Annotated in this window: 17 protein-coding genes; 13 read left to right on the top strand and 4 right to left on the bottom strand. The window is 33.7% G+C overall.

Features of this window, described 5'->3' with window-relative positions:
• Nucleotides 1-41: 41 nt before the first annotated feature.
• From C7D53_RS03030 to C7D53_RS03085, 12 genes are all read left to right on the top strand, one after another.
• Complete coding sequence (locus tag C7D53_RS03030) at nucleotides 42-455, top strand: cupin domain-containing protein (RefSeq protein WP_106914910.1); 414 nt, start codon at nucleotides 42-44, stop codon at nucleotides 453-455.
• Nucleotides 452-1,570, top strand: coding sequence for a polysaccharide biosynthesis C-terminal domain-containing protein (locus C7D53_RS03035; RefSeq protein WP_106914911.1), 1,119 nt, complete (start codon nucleotides 452-454; stop codon nucleotides 1,568-1,570). The genes C7D53_RS03030 and C7D53_RS03035 overlap by 4 nt, the downstream gene beginning before the upstream one ends.
• 94 nt (nucleotides 1,571-1,664) lie before the next feature.
• Nucleotides 1,665-2,804 carry a non-hydrolyzing UDP-N-acetylglucosamine 2-epimerase gene (wecB, locus tag C7D53_RS03040; protein ID WP_106914912.1) on the top strand — a complete coding sequence of 380 codons (1,140 nt, stop codon included), beginning with the start codon at nucleotides 1,665-1,667 and terminating at the stop codon, nucleotides 2,802-2,804.
• The gene (locus C7D53_RS03045) at nucleotides 2,804-4,006 is read left to right on the top strand and encodes a glycosyltransferase family 4 protein (RefSeq protein WP_106914913.1); all 1,203 of its coding nucleotides are present in this window, start codon (nucleotides 2,804-2,806) and stop codon (nucleotides 4,004-4,006) included. Before wecB ends, C7D53_RS03045 begins: the two co-directional genes overlap by 1 nt.
• Nucleotides 4,006-4,890, top strand: coding sequence for an NAD-dependent epimerase/dehydratase family protein (locus C7D53_RS03050; protein ID WP_106914914.1), 885 nt, complete (start codon nucleotides 4,006-4,008; stop codon nucleotides 4,888-4,890). Before C7D53_RS03045 ends, C7D53_RS03050 begins: the two co-directional genes overlap by 1 nt.
• Nucleotides 4,891-4,898: 8 nt before the next feature.
• The gene (locus C7D53_RS03055) at nucleotides 4,899-5,861 is read left to right on the top strand and encodes an MraY family glycosyltransferase (RefSeq protein ID WP_106914915.1); all 963 of its coding nucleotides are present in this window, start codon (nucleotides 4,899-4,901) and stop codon (nucleotides 5,859-5,861) included.
• Between the two features lie 10 nt (nucleotides 5,862-5,871).
• Nucleotides 5,872-7,026, top strand: a complete 1,155-nt coding sequence (locus tag C7D53_RS03060) for a hypothetical protein (RefSeq protein ID WP_106914916.1) — start codon at nucleotides 5,872-5,874, stop codon at nucleotides 7,024-7,026.
• Between the two features lie 28 nt (nucleotides 7,027-7,054).
• Nucleotides 7,055-7,600 (top strand): dTDP-4-dehydrorhamnose 3,5-epimerase, encoded by a 546-nt coding sequence (rfbC, locus tag C7D53_RS03065; protein ID WP_076352575.1) that lies wholly within the window; start codon nucleotides 7,055-7,057, stop codon nucleotides 7,598-7,600.
• 96 nt (nucleotides 7,601-7,696) lie between these two features.
• Nucleotides 7,697-8,998 carry a 30S ribosomal protein S12 methylthiotransferase RimO gene (gene rimO / locus C7D53_RS03070; RefSeq protein WP_106914917.1) on the top strand — a complete coding sequence of 434 codons (1,302 nt, stop codon included), beginning with the start codon at nucleotides 7,697-7,699 and terminating at the stop codon, nucleotides 8,996-8,998.
• Between the two features lie 386 nt (nucleotides 8,999-9,384).
• On the top strand, nucleotides 9,385-10,023 hold the full coding sequence (locus C7D53_RS03075) for a hypothetical protein (RefSeq protein WP_162926061.1): 639 nt from the start codon (nucleotides 9,385-9,387) through the stop codon (nucleotides 10,021-10,023).
• 19 nt (nucleotides 10,024-10,042) lie between these two features.
• Entirely contained in the window at nucleotides 10,043-10,789 is a 747-nt protein-coding gene (locus C7D53_RS03080; protein WP_106914919.1) for a hypothetical protein, read from the top strand.
• A 793-nt stretch (nucleotides 10,790-11,582) separates the two neighbouring features.
• Complete coding sequence (locus tag C7D53_RS03085) at nucleotides 11,583-11,954, top strand: septal ring lytic transglycosylase RlpA family protein (RefSeq protein ID WP_106914920.1); 372 nt, start codon at nucleotides 11,583-11,585, stop codon at nucleotides 11,952-11,954.
• Nucleotides 11,955-12,023: 69 nt separating this feature from the next.
• Here the strand turns inward: C7D53_RS03085 and C7D53_RS03090 are convergent, their stop codons facing one another.
• The 4 genes from C7D53_RS03090 to C7D53_RS03105 all read right to left on the bottom strand — a co-directional run bounded on the left by C7D53_RS03090 (nucleotide 12,024) and on the right by C7D53_RS03105 (nucleotide 16,682).
• Entirely contained in the window at nucleotides 12,024-12,788 is a 765-nt protein-coding gene (locus C7D53_RS03090; RefSeq protein WP_106914921.1) for an exodeoxyribonuclease III, read from the bottom strand.
• 88 nt (nucleotides 12,789-12,876) lie between these two features.
• Nucleotides 12,877-13,254, bottom strand: coding sequence for an MliC family protein (locus C7D53_RS03095; protein WP_106914922.1), 378 nt, complete (start codon nucleotides 13,252-13,254; stop codon nucleotides 12,877-12,879).
• A gap of 111 nt (nucleotides 13,255-13,365) precedes the next feature.
• Nucleotides 13,366-14,910 (bottom strand): T9SS response regulator signal transducer PorX, encoded by a 1,545-nt coding sequence (porX, locus tag C7D53_RS03100; protein WP_076352567.1) that lies wholly within the window; start codon nucleotides 14,908-14,910, stop codon nucleotides 13,366-13,368.
• 131 nt (nucleotides 14,911-15,041) lie between these two features.
• Nucleotides 15,042-16,682 carry a S41 family peptidase gene (locus C7D53_RS03105; protein WP_162926062.1) on the bottom strand — a complete coding sequence of 547 codons (1,641 nt, stop codon included), beginning with the start codon at nucleotides 16,680-16,682 and terminating at the stop codon, nucleotides 15,042-15,044.
• Between the two features lie 312 nt (nucleotides 16,683-16,994).
• Between C7D53_RS03105 and C7D53_RS03110 the strand changes: the two genes are divergently transcribed.
• The gene (locus tag C7D53_RS03110) at nucleotides 16,995-18,212 is read left to right on the top strand and encodes an HD domain-containing protein (RefSeq protein WP_106914924.1); all 1,218 of its coding nucleotides are present in this window, start codon (nucleotides 16,995-16,997) and stop codon (nucleotides 18,210-18,212) included.
• Nucleotides 18,213-18,277 lie beyond the last annotated feature (65 nt).

The following is an 18,277-nucleotide window of genomic DNA, read 5'->3' on the forward strand; positions in this document are numbered from 1 at the left end:
ATACTTATTCTTTCCATAAAATGAAATAAAATAGAGTATTTATGTTTAATAAAGGGAATAAGTTTAAGGATGAAAGAGGAGTTATTAAATTTAATAATGATTTCGATGCTTCAGCTGTAAAAAGAATTTACACAATAGAAAATTCGAATATTGATTTTATAAGAGGATGGCAGGGACACGCTATAGAGCAACGTTGGTTTGCTTGCACGCAGGGCTGTTTTAGAATAGCCGTTATCTATGTTGATAACTTTGAAAACCCGTCACCTGATTTAGAAATAAAATATTATGACCTCAATGCTGATACTTTAGATTTTCTTCATATAGAACCAGGTGGTATTACTGCGATTAAGGCTATAGAAGAGAATAGTAAATTGTTGGTACTTGCTGATCACGGATTGGGTGAAATTAAAGATGAGTACCGATTTCCGCTCAATCACTTTAATATTAATTTATGAAAAAAATTGGAATAACCGGACAAAATGGATTTGTTGGCCGGCATTTATATAATACCTTAGGATTATTTCCTGAAGAATTTGAACGTGTTGATTTTCAGAAAGAATACTTTGAAAATACAGAAGACCTCGATGCCTTTGTTGCAAAATGTGATGTCATTGTGCATTTAGCTGCAATGAACCGCCACGAAAATGCAGAAGTTATCTACGAAACGAATGTTAGACTAGCCCAAAATCTTGTTGATGCTTTAAAGAGAACCAACTCCAAAGCACATGTTCTTATTTCATCCTCTACACAAGAAGAGCGTGATAACCTTTATGGCAAATCCAAACGGGAGGGAAGAGAAGCTTTAGTAAATTGGGCAAATGATAATGGTGGAAAGGTTTCAGGATTAATTATTCCTAATGTTTTTGGAGCTTTTGGAAAACCATATTATAATTCATTCATTGCTACATTTTGCTATCAGCTAACCCATGGCGAAGTACCTAATATTGATAACGATGGCGAAGTAAAGCTAATCTATGTTCAGGAGCTGGTTATGAGAATTATTTCTGAAATTCGTTCAGAAGAAAGTCATCCGGAATTATTTGTAGATGCAACTGCTACAAAAAAAGTTTCTGAAGTTTTAGCCTTATTGAATGATTTTAAAATCAAATATTTCGAGGGGGGAGAAATTCCTGCTTTAAAGGATACATTTGAGCATAACTTATTTAACACTTATCGTTCTTATATCAATCATCAAGAACATTATCCTGTAAAGTTTACACAGCATACAGATCCACGTGGAGCCTTTGTTGAAGTAATCCGTCTGGGAATTGGCGGACAATGCTCATTTTCCACAACTGTTCCGGAAATTACAAGAGGAAATCATTATCATACCCGAAAGATAGAACGTTTTGCAGTCATTAAAGGAAAAGCCTTGATTCAATTAAGAAAAATTGATACTGATGAAACATTAGATTTCTATTTAGACGGAACAGAACCAGCTTATGTAGATATGCCTATCTGGTATACTCATAACATCAAAAATATTGGAGACGAAGATTTGTATACTATTTTTTGGATTGATGAACCTTTCAATCCTCAAGATTCAGATACCTACTTTTTGGAAGTATAACAAAACCCTAACAGGTTAATAAATACTGCAAAAATAAAATATAATAATATCAAATTGCTGAAAGCCCAATGCTGAAAAGCCAAACGCTATTACAATGAAAAAATTAAAAGTGATGACGGTCGTAGGAACCAGACCGGAAATTATAAGACTATCAAGAGTATTATCAGCCTTAGATGCTTCTGAGGCAATAGAGCATATCATTGTTCATACCGGACAAAATTACGATTATGAACTAAATCAGATCTTTTTTGAAGATTTGGGCCTTCGTAAACCGGATCATTTTCTTGAAGCTGCCGGAAAAACGGCAACAGAAACAGTAGGAAATATCCTTATTAAAATAGATCCTCTTTTGGAAGAACTACAGCCGGATGCTTTCCTGGTTTTAGGAGATACAAACTCTTGCCTGTGTGCTATTCCTGCAAAGAAACGCCATATTCCAATTTTCCACATGGAAGCAGGAAATAGATGTTTCGATCAGCGTGTTCCAGAAGAAACGAACCGTAAAATTGTAGATCACACAGCTGATGTTAACCTAACTTATTCTGATATTGCTCGAGAATACCTATTGAGAGAAGGTCTTCCTGCTGATAGAATTATCAAAACAGGTTCACCAATGTTTGAAGTCTTGAATCATTACTTACCTCAAATAGAGAGCTCTGATGTTTTATCACGCCTGAACTTAGAAGAAGGGAAATATTTTGTAGTTTCATCTCATAGAGAGGAAAATATTAATTCCGAAAAGAATTTTAAAGGATTGATGGAGTCATTAAATGCCATCGCTGAAAAATATCAATATCCAATTATTGTATCAACGCATCCACGTACCAAAAATATGATTGATAAGATGCAGATTGAAATGCGTCCTGAAATACAATTCCTGAAACCATTAGGATTCCATGATTATAATGCACTTCAGATGAGATCATTTGCAGTACTTTCAGATTCAGGAACTATCTCAGAAGAATCTTCAATCCTGAATTTCAGAGCCCTTAATATTAGACAAGCTCATGAAAGACCGGAGGCTATGGAAGAAACATCTGTAATGATGGTAGGTCTTTCGCCAGAGAGAATTTTACAGGGTATGGTACAGCTTCAACAGCAAACTATTGGTAAAGAAAGAAATTACAGACCCGTATCTGACTATTCTATGCCGAATGTTTCTGAGAAAATGGTACGTATTATTCTTTCATATACAGATTATGTGAGAAGAACTGTTTGGTCACAAGATATATAATGGAAAAAATCTGGATAGCAACGGAGCTCTTTTTCCCTGAAGAAACATCAACATCCTTTATACTCACAAAGGTTGTCAATAAACTATCTTCCAAATATCAGGTAAATGTTATTTGTGGAGAGCCGGTTTATGACAGTGCAAAAAATAAAAGCGAAGGATTTTCGCTGGATTCCCGAGTAAAAGTATCAAGAATTAAAGGCTTTGCAAATAATAAAAATAGCTTGATCGGAAGAACTTTCAGGTTTATATTTCTTAGTTTTTTAATTTTTTATAAACTACTCATCAATGTAAGAAAAGGCGAAAAGATTTTTATTGTTACAAATCCCGCACCTTTAGTTATTCTCGCTGTATTGGTGAAAATAATAAAGAGAAGTCAGCTGATTATCCTGGTTCACGATGTCTTTCCTGAAAATACAATTCCGGCAGGAATTGTTAAGTCAGAATCATCAATTGTTTACAGGGTATTGAAAAAGATTTTTGATAAAGCCTATTCAAAAGCAGACCTCCTGATTGTATTGGGAAGAGATATGAAAGAAGTAATACAATCGAAGATAAAGAATACGAAAGCAAAGATTGTTATTATTGAAAATTGGGGAGATGTTGATCAGATAATTCCGGTACCTAAAGATGACGTTTTAACATTAGATTCTGAGTTAAGAAAAAAGGTAATCATTCAATATGCAGGAAATATTGGAAGGGTACAAGGACTCATGAATTTTTTAGAAACGATCAGACAAGTTCCAAATGAAAACATAGCCTATTACTTTGTGGGAGAAGGTGCTGTTAAAAATGAGATGAAGAACTATGTAGGGACAAACAAACTTAATAATGTTTTCTTTGCAGGAGCCTATTCAAGGGCAGAGCAGCAAACGGTGCTTAACCAGTCAGATATTGCCTTGGTAACTCTAGCGGAGGGTATGTTTGGATTGGGTGTTCCATCTAAAGTATATAATATACTGGCTGCCGGTAAACCCATTTTATTTATAGGAGACCCTAGAAGTGAAGTGAGCTTGCTGATTAAAGAATATAATATTGGCTACGTATTTACTTCTCATAAAGATCCCGGACTTGTTGAATTTTTAAATTCAATAGATGAAAGAGTTTTAAAGGATATTGAAGAAAAAAGCAGAAAAGCGAGAATGTTGGCTGAAACAAAATTTTCAGAAAAAGCAATCTTAGATAAATTTTATGAAATAGTCTGATGAAAATACTTTTTACAGGTTCGAATGGCTTTGTTGGTAAAAATGTTATACCAATTTTAAAAGAAAAAGGTTTTGAAGTTAGTACCCTGGGCTCAAAACATGGAGATATCGTGGCTGATTTAAGTAAAGAAATCCCTCAGGTATCTGATCATTTTGATATTGTTTTTCATGCAGCAGGAAAAGCCCATTCAATACCGGGCTCTTTACAAGATGAAGAACAGTTTTTCAAAGTAAACACCCACGGAACTGAAAATCTTTGCAAAGCATTAGAACTAACCCCTCCGAAAATATTTATCTTTCTTAGTACTGTAGCAGTATATGGAAAGGAGACAGGCGAAGATATTGATGAAGAATATTCTACTTTGGGGACAACCCCTTACGCCAAAAGTAAGCTGTTGGCAGAAAACTATCTGATAAATTGGTCAAAAAAACATAATGTAAAGCTTTTCATTTTTCGTCCATCCCTTATTGCCGGACCTAATCCTCCAGGTAATTTAGGAGATATGATTACTGCAATCAATAAAGGAAGATATTTTAATATTGGAAAGGGAGACGCTCTTAAAAGTATATTTTGGGTAGATGATTTTGCCCATTTGATTGAACTTTCACCGTATAAAAAAGCGGGGACATATAATGTTTGCGATTCACATCCGCCTACTTTTAAAGAGATAGGTGATGCATTGGCAAAAAAGCAGAACAAAAGAGTTTTATCCATTCCTTTTTTTATAGCAAAAAGCTTAGCTTTGTTTGGAGACTTGCTTGGGTCAAAAGCACCAATCAACTCTTTAAAACTAAAAAAAATAACAAAATCTTTAACTTTTTCCAATAAACAACTTATTGAAGAGTTTGGATGTACACTAACAAAATCTATAGATAAATTTTAATCCAGTCTATGCAGTATTTATTCATCATTGTTGTTCTTTTTGCATTAGAACTTTTATATTTTAAGATAGCAGATAAGTTCAATATTATTGATAAACCTAATCACAGAAGTGCTCATACACAAATAACACTTAGAGGAGGGGGAATTATTTTTCCACTCACTTTTATTTTGTTTTGCATTTTAAACTTTAATGAGACGCTGCAGGGATATTGGGCCTTTGGACTGGGATTACTTGCTATTTGTACGGTAAGCTTTATTGATGATATTAAGACTTTATCCAATAAAATAAGACTTTCCATCCACCTAATAGCCGTTGTACTATTACTATATTTTACAGGAGCTTTTGAAATGGTTCCTTTTTGGGCATGGCCCATTTTATTTGTTATGATTATCGGAACCCTGAATGCCTACAACTTTATGGATGGTATTAATGGTATAACAGGGTTATATAGTCTTGTTACCTTAGGTTCTTTGGCCTATATCAATAAAGAAGTTGTTCAGTTTACAGATTATAACTTTATATATTATCCTATACTGGCATGCCTTGTTTTTCTTTTTTTTAATTTTAGAAAAAAAGCAAAATGCTTTGCCGGAGATGTAGGAAGCATGGGGATAGGCTTTTGGGTAATTGGGCTCATTACCCTTTTAATTATGAGGACAGGAGAGTATAAGTATATTCTGCTTCTATCAATCTATGGATTGGAAGTTGTACTGACCATAATGGAAAGATTATTATTAAAAGAAAATATTTTTGAAGCTCACAGAAGACATTTGTACCAGCTTTTTGCCAATGAAAAAAAGGTTTCTCATTTAGTCATTAGTTCTGTGTACGCTTTTTGTCAGTTGTTTGTGAATATATTTTTAATTCATTCACAATTGCCGGACTGGGCTATTGCTTTAATTATATTTATCCCTATAGGCTGTATATACCTGGGACTAAAATTGAAGCTAAAGAAAGAGTATAATTTATAGAAATAGAAAAATGAAAAAAACGTATACCTTATTTCTCATTTTATTTGTTTTCAAATTAGTGTTTTCTCAAGCCAACCAGATACAAGTCGTTGCTTGGAATGGAGTTCCGTCTGGTTTTACTAATGCAAATACTTATAAACAGCTTGTGAATGCTGGGATTACAATTAATCATGTTGGCTTTCATTCATTAAATGATGCTGTTAAAGCTTTGGATTTGGCAGAAAAGAACGGCATAAAGTTACTTCTCAATTGCCCGGAGATGTTTGATACACCTGAAGAAACCGCAAAAAGAATAATGAACCATCCGGGGTTGGCAGGCTATTTTTTGGCAGATGAACCAGGGGTGAAAGAATTTGAAACGTTGAAAAGGATACACAGGCAGCTTAGTTCTGTAGACAACAAACATATTTTTTATATCAACTTGTTTCCCATAGATGCACCTGTTAATCTTTTAGGAGCAAATAGCTATAGGGACTATCTAGATCAATTTTTTAAAAATTTTAATTTTAAAATTTATTCTTTTGATTTTTATCCAATATATAATGGAGTAGTAAAACCCAATTGGTATAGCAACTTGGAAGTGTTTTCAGAATATACAAAAAGTAAAGGGGCTAACTTTTGGGCATTTGCAAAAACGACATCTTATAGTGATCAAAATGAAAAAATCACAATTGAAGATTTAAGATTACAGGCATTTACCAACTTGGCATACGGAGCACAAGGAATACAGTATTTTACCTATTGGATGCCTGAAAAGGATTATTTTAATGGCCCTATAAACAGTAGAGGAGTAAAGCAGACAGGTTATGATAATGTAAGTGTGATCAGCTCTGAAATTAAAGCCGTTTCACCCGTTTTTTATAATTCAACTGTTGAAAAAGTATACCATACTGAAAAACTTGAAGGAACAACATTATTCAAAAATGACTTCACAGAACTGAAACTGAACTCTGGTAAAGATCTGCTAATTTCTAGAATTAAAAATGGAAATAGCCGCTATATCGTTTTTGTTAATAAAGACCTTTCTAAGGTAAATAACATAAGTATTTCTTCGAAAAGAGATTTTAATATAATCAACAAAAACCAGAAAGCGGTTCCATTCAAGAAAAATATTTCGAAGTCATTCTCAATAGGTAAAGGTGATTTGCTAATTCTTAAATATTAAAAAGAAGATAATTTCATAAAAATTAAAAATGAAAATAAAAGAAACTCCACTTAAAGATTGTTACATTATAGAACCTACCGTATTCGAAGATGATAGAGGTTATTTCTTTGAAAAATACAACGAAAAAAGGTTTGAGGAACTTACAGGAATGAACGGACATTTTGTTCAGGATAATATTTCTAAATCTTCTTATGGCGTTTTAAGAGGATTACACCTCCAGAAAGGAGAACACGCACAGGCCAAATTGGTATCATGCCTTGAAGGGAGTGTGTGGGATGTTGCCGTAGACCTTAGAGAAGATTCTCCAACTTTTGGGAAGTGGTTTGGTATTGAACTCACAGCTGAAAATAAATTACAGCTTTATGTTCCTAGAGGATTTGGACACGGATTTTCCGTATTGAGTACCCATGCTGTATTTTCTTATAAATGTGATAACTTTTATAACAAAGAATCAGAGGGCAGCGTGAAGTTTAATGATCCGGACATAGGTATTGACTGGAAAATTGATGAAAAAGATGCTGTTTTATCTGAAAAAGATGAAAATGCACCAAGTTTTAAAGAAAAAAACTTTTAAAGTATAGTATTGAAAACCACTTTTTTAAAGTGGTTTTTATTTTTATAATCGTTACTATTCAATATTTTGTATCTTTGCAGACTCAAAATCAAAAAGATGCGTACAAAATCTGTAGGGAAGAAGAAAATCAATGTAGTTACTCTTGGATGTTCCAAGAATGTATATGATTCTGAAGTGTTAATGAGCCAACTGAAAGCCAATGGCAAAGAAGTTGTTCATGAAGACCGCGGAGATATTGTGGTTATCAATACCTGCGGATTCATAGATAACGCAAAAGAAGAATCTATCAATACGATCCTTGATTATGTTGAAGCCAAAAACAGAGGTGAAGTAGAAAAGGTATTTGTTACAGGCTGCCTTTCCGAAAGATATAAGCCGGATTTGGTGAGAGAAATTCCTGATGTAGACCAGTATTTTGGAACAAGAGATCTTCCTATTTTATTAAAGCATCTAGGTGCAGATTATAAACATGAATTGGTTGGAGAAAGATTAACAACTACTCCAAAGCATTATGCATACCTGAAAATTTCTGAGGGCTGTGACAGGCCGTGTTCTTTCTGTGCTATTCCATTGATGAGAGGTGGGCATATTTCTACCCCTATCGAAAAGTTGGTAACAGAGGCTCAGAAATTAGCAAAAAAAGGAACAAAAGAATTAATTCTTATTGCACAGGATCTTACTTACTATGGTCTGGATCTTTATAAGAAACGTGCATTAGGAGATTTATTAAAAGAACTGGTAAAAGTAGAAGGAGTAGAGTGGATTCGTCTTCATTATGCTTTTCCAAGCGGATTTCCGGAAGATGTTTTGGATATTATCCGTGAAGAACCTAAAGTTTGTAACTATATAGATATCCCACTTCAGCATATCAATTCCGACTTGTTGAAATCCATGAAGAGAGGAACAACCCACGAGAAAACAGATGCTCTTTTGGCCAAGTTCAGAGAAAAAGTTCCTGATATGGCGATCAGAACAACCCTTATTGTTGGATATCCGGGTGAAACGGAAGAAAGATTCCAGGAGCTTAAGGATTGGGTTAGAGAACAGAAGTTTGACAGATTAGGATGTTTCACTTATTCCCATGAAGAAAATACAACTGCCCACGTATTGGAGGATGATATTCCACAAGAAGTAAAAGAGGCAAGAGTAGAGGAGATCATGGAATTGCAGTCTCAAATTTCTTGGGAAAAAAACCAGGAAAAAATTGGCAAGACATTCAGATGTATGTTTGATCGTAAAGAAGGAAACTATTTTATCGGAAGAACAGAGTACGATTCTCCAGATGTAGATAATACTGTTTTAGTATCGGCAGAAGATACTTATATCTCTATCGGAGAGTTTGCAGATGTGAAAATTACTTCTGCAGAAGAATTTGACTTATATGGTGAATTAGTCTAAAATATAAATGGCTATTAATCAGTAAGAAAGTTATATTTTTTTTAGCTTAAAAATTAGAAATATTAATGGAATTTAACATAAATAATTCATTCAATGAAATATTTATGTTTTTGATTTCCAGTTGTTTATTGTTTTTGAATATTAAGATTTTTTAATTTCTTTTTATAAATTAGATAAATTAAGAAATTATGTCTTAAATTTGCACTAAGCAATGTTTTTAAATCATATGCTTTCAATAAGTTATTTGTTTAAATAGAACTAAAAAACTCAAAAAAAATTATACGGTTTTTTAATTTATTTAGCTTAAAATGATAACAAGTTGAGATGTGTCTTCCTCTTTTGGAAAAATTGATGAAAAATAATGTAATTAAAATCTTTAAAAACTTATGAAAAAATTTTTATTAACAACGACTATGCTCGTTTGCCTTACGGCACTTTCTAAGGCTCAGCAAGGGCGAGTGGGGATTAACACAACCACACCTGCCGCAACTTTAGATGTAGTAGCTAATACTACAGATAACGCAAGACCTGATGCCCTACTAGTCCCTCGTATGACAGCTGCTCAATTATCTACTAAAGATGATACTTCGGGTACTTATGGTACTCCACAGAACGGAGCAGTAGTTTTTATTACTTCTGGTACAGGAGCTGGACCTAGAAAAGCTAAGATCACAGGACCTGGTTTCTACTATTTTGATTCTGTTGTTCCTGAATGGAAACCTCTAGGAGGTGGAGCTGTTGCAACCGGAATGACGGTTAGACTTCAAACAGGTAATACGATCTCTGATGCTGATTTGAATAATGGAATTATTGTAAATACAGCAGGTACAGTATTTAACTTAGATGCTCTAACTAAGACTAACGGTAAGGTTATCACATTTATTGATAATACAACAACTGGTTTTAGTATCACGGGTGCTTCCGGAACAATAAGTAATCAGGCTACACTTTCCCCAACAGGGCCAGGTGGATCATTAAGTTATATTTGTGACGGATCAGTTTGGTATAGTTACAGTAGTTATTAATCTTAAAAACACATTCAATATGAAATTATATTTAACCTCAATAATTTTAGCTCTTACAGCATCTGCTAATGTAACATTTGCACAATTGAGAGCTAATAATGCGATCAGTACAAACATTACAGGACAGTCAGTGTTTTTAGATGCTTCAGCAAATGGATTTTCAACATCTGCCAATAACGGAAAAGGAATTGCTTTTCCTAGAACAGATTTAACAACTTTTACATTTGCAACCACTACAACGAGTAATTTTAATTTTCCTACAGCATATGATGGAATGATTGTATATAACTCTAAGGCTGGTAATACTCCTGGAACAGGATCTGGGGTAGGAAATCAGGCTGTTGTACCTGGATTTTACTATTTCTCAAACCCTACAGGTGGTTCTGGTAACGCATATGCAACTTCAACAGGTCAGTGGATGGCAGTAGGTGGTTCTCCTAAAGTAACTATCGGAACAGCTGAAACAACTACAAATACAATTATAAACGTTAGCCCGGGTGTTGATAAGCAAGTTTATGCTATCAAAGGATCTTTTACTGCTAGTGGAACATCTACTACAGTGAGTATCCCTTCTCCTTCAGGAATGACTTCTTTATATGGTATTACTATTTATAAGGTTACAGGTACAGGAAATAAAGTAGTTTATTCCAGAGACCTTTATTCTTATAACGTAGGTCCTACAAATAATGCTATTACAGGTTCCCCAAGTATGTCTGTGGTTTACCCTGCAGATACCTATGACTATGTATTAGAATACATTAAATAAGATTATATTTTTAATTATATAAAGAAAACCAATGATTTACTCATTGGTTTTTTTGTTTTTATTATATCGAAAAAGGAACAAGAATTTTGTTTAAGGCATTTAGAGCTCCAAAATTCATTCTATCCATAGAAAGCTTAAGCGAATAGGGAATTTATTTTAAGCCTGTTTTCTAAGCTATATGATGGGCTTCAGGTTCCTTTTATTGTTTCATCATCTCATGGTCTCACAATATATTGGGCTTAAATGGTATGATATTTTCAATGAAAAACTTTTTAAGCTGATCTTAAAAACTTATTTTTGAGGAATATATTCAGAGAAGCTGATCTTTTTTTTAAGCCGGATGACATAAATTAACCTGAAAAATTGTGTTGAAAATTCAATAAGCCTAATTTTTACTGTTAACATTGCTGTTAAAAAAAAATAAGAGTTTAGGTTTTATGTCTCTAAAAGACTTCTATCAGGGCTTTTCAGTACTTTGAAGATCTTAAATGTTTTTATTATTAAGGCTGATTTTACTTATATTCTTATAATTTTTTTAAATTCTTAATGTGTTGATTTTAAATATTTTAAGATATTTATTTTTTAAAATTATGCATAAATTAGTTAAATATATTAACATATGGCTTGTTTTTTTAACACTTTTTAACAGTGTGCTTTAAAATCCCTATTCATAGGAGGTTACAAGTTCAATTAACATATGTTTTGGTTTTTGTTAACGGTTTTTAACAATTGGAATAGGGAGTTAATGAGATTCCTGATACTTTTGCCCTGTCAAAACCAATAAAAGTTCAAAATGATGAAAAGATTCATTCTCGTAATCATAATGATGATTTCAACCTTAGGTATTTATTCTTTTACGAATAACGCCTTAGATGCGAAAAAAACAAGTTATGCATCGTACTACCACGATAAATTTAACGGTAGAAAAACTGCTAGCGGAGAAATCTTTGATAACTCAAAGTTCACTGCAGCAAACAGAACGCTTCCTTTTGGAACAAACGTTAAGGTTACTAACCTTAAGAATGGTAAAGAAGTAATAGTGAGGATCAATGACAGAGGACCTTTCCATTCATCAAGATCTTTAGACATGTCTAAAGCTGCGTTCGATGAGATCGGAGATATCAACCATGGTACAATTCCGGTCGAATATGAAATTGTCGATTAATCTTATGATTTAAATTATGAAAAGCCAGCTGATTTCAGCTGGCTTTTGCGTTTATAGATATATGGAGTATTAAACATCCAATTCTAATAATGCAGGACAATGATCTGAATGTACTGCTTCCTTTAAAATAACAGCCCTGCTAAGCTTATCCTTTAAACTATAAGAAGTGAAGTTGTAATCCAATCGCCAGCCTTTGTTTCGGGCTCTTGAATTTTGTCTGTAGCTCCACCATGTATAATTGTCAGGATCATTATTGAAAAACCTAAAGCTGTCAATCAGCTCACACTCATTCATGAAATTCGTCATCCATTCTCTTTCCATAGGTAGAAACCCTGAAACATTCTTTAACCCCTCAGGATTGTGAATATCGATAGCTTCATGACAAATATTGAAATCTCCGGAAATAATAAGATTGGGAATTTCCTTTTTTAAATTTTTAATATACGCAAGAAAGTCATGGCAAAACTGCATTTTAAATTCCAGCCTTTCAATATTGGAAGCAGAAGGAACATACACTGAAATGACAGAGTATCCGTCAAAATCTGCACGGATGATTCTTCCTTCATTATCATAGCTTTCAATACCGCAACCATACTCTACATGGTTAGGTTTTGTTTTTGAGGCGATTCCGACCCCGCTATAGCCTTTTCTTACTGCTGAATGCCAATAACTGTGGTATCCTGATTTTTCAAGACTTTCGATATCTATCTGATCATTTCCGGCCTTGCTTTCCTGAATACAGATGATATCCGGATCAGCGGTTTTTAGCCAGCCCAGAAAATCCTTGGTAAAAGCAGCCCTGATTCCGTTGACATTGTAGGTGATTAATTTCATAAAGAATAATAAATTTTTTCAAATGTAGGGAAATAAAAAAGTCGGTTCTGAATTTCAAAACCGACTTTTATCTTTTTAATAAGATATTTTATTTTTTAAAAACTGTTTTACCGTCTTTTGTCAGTTCAATTTCTTCACCTTTTCCTCTAAGCTCATAATGGTCATTCTTATACCAGATCCCAGATGCAGGCTTTTGTCCCTGTAACTCAATCGTTTCATTATTAAATACTACAGTAGCTGTATTTTTAGTGTTATTGAAAGTCATATCCAATGTTTTTCCACTACTGTCTTTAGATGTACTTTTTACAATTTCATCTTTACTGCCGGAAACAGCTGCAGAATCAGACGGGTTTGCTGCAATGCTGTCTGTAGTTGCCGGTGAAGAATCTGTTGCATTCTTTTCCTTATTACAAGAAGTTAAAAATAATGCTGTAAGTGTTGCTGTAATAAAAATGGTTCTTTTCATAGGTTTATATTTATTTATGGATGTTTCTTACCATGCAAAATGAGTGCCTTAAAACAAGAAAGCGGAAAAAATCAATTGATTTTTTCCGCTTTAAACCTAAAATGAAATAAATTACTTAGGTTCTAAAACACTGATCGGAATAATACATTCTTCCAGTGAAATTCCTCCGTGCTGGTAGGTTTCTTTATAGTAATTTACAAAATGATTGTAGTTCTTAGGATAAGCCAGGAATATATTATTTTTAGCAAAAATATATTTAGAGCTTAGGTTTCCTTTTGGAAGGAAAAGCTTTTCAGGATTAGTAATAGCCCATACATCGCTATCATCATACGTTAAACTTTTACCTGTTTTGTATCGGATATTAGTAGATGTTTCTCTGTCTCCAACAACTTTACTCGGTTTTTTAACATATACTGTTCCGTGGTCTGTTGTAATGACTAGTTTATACCCATTTTCAGCTGCTGCTTTAATAATTTTCAGCAATGAAGAATTCTCAAACCAGTTAAAGGTTAGGGATCGGAAAGTTTTATCATCACGAATAAGCTGATCTACAATGTGGTTATCAGTTTTAGCGTGAGAAAGAATATCGATAAAGTTATATACAATTACAAGAAGATCATTGTTTTTATGTTGATTAAAATCATCATAGATTTTTCTTTCAAAATCAGCATTCAGTACTTTAAGATACTTCATAGATTTGTTTCCAATGCCGATTCTTTTCATTTGATCTTCCAGGAAGTCACGCTCAAATTCATTCTTGTTTCCTTCCTCATTGTCATTAAACCATTTCTCAGGGAAACGTTTTTCAATTTCAGACGGCATTAATCCTGCAAAGAAAGAGTTTCTTGCATATTGTGTAGCGGTAGGAAGAATACTATAGTAATAATCCTCCGAAACTTTATTGTAGTATTTTGTAAACAAAGGCTCAATAACTTTCCATTGGTCGTAACGAAGATTGTCTACCATCAATAAAAGTACTTTGTCTTTTTCAACTTCAGGCTTTACCTTTTCTTTGAAAAGAGTATGGCTCATCATGGGTTTGTCAGAATCTGTCAGCCAGTGTTCGTAATTTTTTTCGATAAACTTCGCAAACTGAATGTTGGCTTCCTCTTTTTGAGATTGTAAAAGATCTGCAAACTCATTATCTGCTACCTTATCAAATTTAATTTCCCAGCTAAGGATCTTTTTATAATATTCGGCCCACTCCTGATAGGTTCTCAGGTAAGAAAGCTCCATAGAAAGATTTCTGAATTCCTGTTGGTATTGTAAAATGGTTTTTTGTTCTACCAAATTGTCTTCCTGCAGATTCTTCTTTAAAGAAAGTAATATCTGATTAGGATTGACAGGCTTTAATATATAATCGGCAATTTGAGAGCCAATAGCTTCTTCCATGATGTGTTCCTCCTCACTTTTGGTAACCATTACTATTTTTAAGGAATTATCTTTTTCCTTAATCATAGGGATGGCTTCCAACCCAGAGATGCCAGGCATATTTTCATCAATTAGCGTTAAAGCAAATTTTTCTGAATCCATAAGTTCCAAAGCCTCGTTCACGTTGTTAACAGGGGTCACCAGGTAACCTTTCTTTTCTAAAAATACGATATGAGGTTTAAGTAAATCTATTTCATCATCTATCCATAATATCTTTTCTGACATAATTTATTTTTTACATGATTATTCTATCAAAATGTTGACCAAATCCTTTTAAAATCTCACAAAATCGAAACTTTAAAAGTTAAATATTAGTTAAATGAAAATCTATGAGGATATTTTCTGCGGATCCTCTCTTATTCATTGTTTTTTATATACATCAAAGCCCTTTCCAGTATTTCATCTTTTCCATTCCTGATTCCATTCACCGTAGGCTTTACAATGAGGTCGGGAATAATCCCAATTCTTTGTGTTTCTCTGCCATCCGGATAATAAGCACCAAGACCTGTGAAACACGTATCCAGGTCTGCAATCTTAAATCTGATAATATCTCCGTTGGCCCCCGAAGTATTACTTCCGATAATCTTTGCTTTGGGATGCTGCTTAAACATCATGGTAGTAGTTTCAGCCTGGCTTTGTGTATTTTCGTCTACCAAAACTATTACATTTCCTTTATAGTAGTCAGGATTTTTTCTTCCGATGTTATTTTTTCGGCTATAAAATTTGCCTGGATACATGGTTTCCTGAAAATTGAACTGATAATAGGTGGTTGTCTGGGGAAGCAAAAGCTCACTTAATGGTAGAATTGTAAGCTTAGGATAATTTCTGAGATCAAAAATAATGGAGCTTGTAGACCTTAGGTTTCTGTACATTTCATTCAGATCTTCCTTCGTGATCACTTCCATATTAACATATCCAATTCTCTTTTCCTGATCCAGAAACTTCCATTTTTGAGGAGCCGAAGCCTTCTTACCGATAATGTCTTTAATAAAATAGGTTTTGGCTGCAACTTCCATATTCTGTCCGTCTCTTTCCAGTTTAACGGAAATAGAGTCCTTATTATTGAAAAGAAGTTTGCTTTTCACTTTATTTACTTTTCCCCAGGAATTGGAGGCGGAAATATATTTTCCATAAGTGTTGACCATTTGTGGGATGGTTTTACCATTAATGTCATAGATAATATCGCCCACATAGAAAGGGGTTTTCTCATGAAACCGGTTGGCATTGATCTTTGTAATGACTAATTTTCCTTCTGCATAAGAATATTCTACAGGAAGTTTTCTGTTTCCATATTGGTTAAGGCTTATGAGTGTTGAAAAGAGAAAGGCGTGTGAGTCATCAATTTTTGCCACCAGTTCTGCTAAAGCCAAGTGATAATCTTTGTCATCTTGAACCGTAAGGAATTTTGGAATCATTTCTCTCAGTACATCATTCCAGTTTTGATCGGTTTCATATTTATAAGGAAAGAAATATTCTACATAATTCCAGTATCTGAATAATTCCAACAAGCAAATGGAGCTGGAAGTGAATTTTGATCCATAGGATTCTTCGTTTTTGAAATATATTTTTCTTCCTCCTTTTCCTATGTAATGATTATTTCCAATATTGCGATTCTGTTCAATATAACGAAGCTTTTGAGCTGTACTCTCGGTAAATATACTGGTGTTGTCTATCCAGCTAAGATCAAAATTTTTCAAAAAGTAGGTCTTGTTCTCTGCTTGTAAGCATTCTTTACACTCATCTACTTTTCCCAGACTATTAAGCCAGGTGGCATATAAATTGTTGAGCGCGGCTTTATCATGAACGTTTTTAATCTCATTGATTTTTTTGAGAAGCTGATCATCCCAATTACTATTTCCTTTGGCTACATGTGGGTGATAATACTTTAAAAACCCCCAAACTTTGCAGAGGGATTCCAGTTTTTGATTTTCAGATAAAATCTGTGCAGAACAATGTAGACTTAAAAATAATAAAATGAAAAAAAAATATTTTCTCATCAAAAAGTATTGGGTTTTCTCAAAGATAAATTTAAAAAATAACAGATGCAATGGTTCTTGAAGAATATTTGACAGGAGAAAGAAGCCGGTGTGGAAAGAAACCTGTTTTGGGATACAATAAATGTTACATTTAGAATAATGCATTGTAAAAATGGGCTGGATTAAGTTTATTCCAATTTTATATAGACAGCTAATAATAACCTCCAGCTTTCATTTTCATCTTTCTAATCTTTTTCTCTTAGCTGTTAATACTAATTTAATCATTCCTAAAATTTAAAATCCCTAACTTTGTTTACTAATATTGACGATTCAATGCAGAATAAGCTAAAAATTATCAACGATCCTGTTCACGGATTTATCAAAATTCCACACGAAATTTTATTTGATATTATTGAACATCCTTACTTCCAGAGACTGAGAAGAATAGGACAAACAGGACTTTTGAACCTTATTTTCCCCGGAGCAACACATACGAGGTTTCATCATGCCTTGGGAGCTATGCATTTGATGTTTACGGCACTGGAAACATTAAGGCAGAAAGGCGTTAAAATCTCTGAAGAAGAAGAAAAAGGAGCAATGTTGGCAATTTTAATGCACGATATAGGGCACGGTCCTTTTTCTCATGCATTGGAAAGTATGCTGATGGATGACTGGCACCACGAAAATCTTTCGCTGTTATTGATGAATAAGATCAACGAAGAATTTGGAGGACAGCTTTCCATGGCCATTGAAATGTTTCAGGGGAAATACCACCGGAAATTCTTCAATCAGCTTATCTCTTCTCAATTGGATGTGGACAGGTTGGATTATCTGAATAGAGATAGCTTTTTTACAGGAGTATCGGAGGGAAATATTAATACCCAACGAATTATTTCCATGATGAATGTGTGCGAAGAAGGAGAACTGGTTATCGATGCAAAAGGGATATATTCTATTGAAAACTTTTTAACGGCCAGAATGTTTATGTACTGGCAGGTGTATTATCATAAGACGTCGGCCCTTGCAGAGTTTCTGTTGGTGAAAATCCTTGAAAGAGCAAAACATCTGATCTCTCAGGGAGTAGAGCTTCCTGCAACAGATAATCTGAAATACTTTTTGTACCGTGGTAAGAGTTCTGCAACGAATGAAGATGTAGAAAGATTTACCCAATTGGATGATAATGACATTATCCAGGCCATGAAAGAGTGGCAGAATTCTGATGATTTTGTGCTGTCTTATTGGTGCAAAAGTGTCATTCAGAGAAATCTTCCTAAAACCATTATTTCATCACATCCTTTTAATGAGGAGATCATTAATGAAAAAGTAAAAAATACCAATGATTTTTTTGGGATCAATAACGGGAAAGAATTGGTTCACGAGATTAAAAGAAAGCTTTTGCCCTATGATACGGAAAAGCAACCTATCTATTTATTGCAGAAAAATGGCAGAAGAATGAAACTTCATGAGTCTGAAGATCAGCTTTTATCAGGATTAATGGTAAACAAAACAACACGCTATATCCTTATGTTTCCGAGAGATATCTCTAACTAGATTCTTAAATAATATTAAAATTTACGATCTGAAACCAAAAAATGTTTGCAAATTATAGAATTTCT

It is taken from the genome of Chryseobacterium aurantiacum (genome assembly GCF_003020585.1).
Classification (GTDB): domain Bacteria; phylum Bacteroidota; class Bacteroidia; order Flavobacteriales; family Weeksellaceae; genus Chryseobacterium; species Chryseobacterium aurantiacum.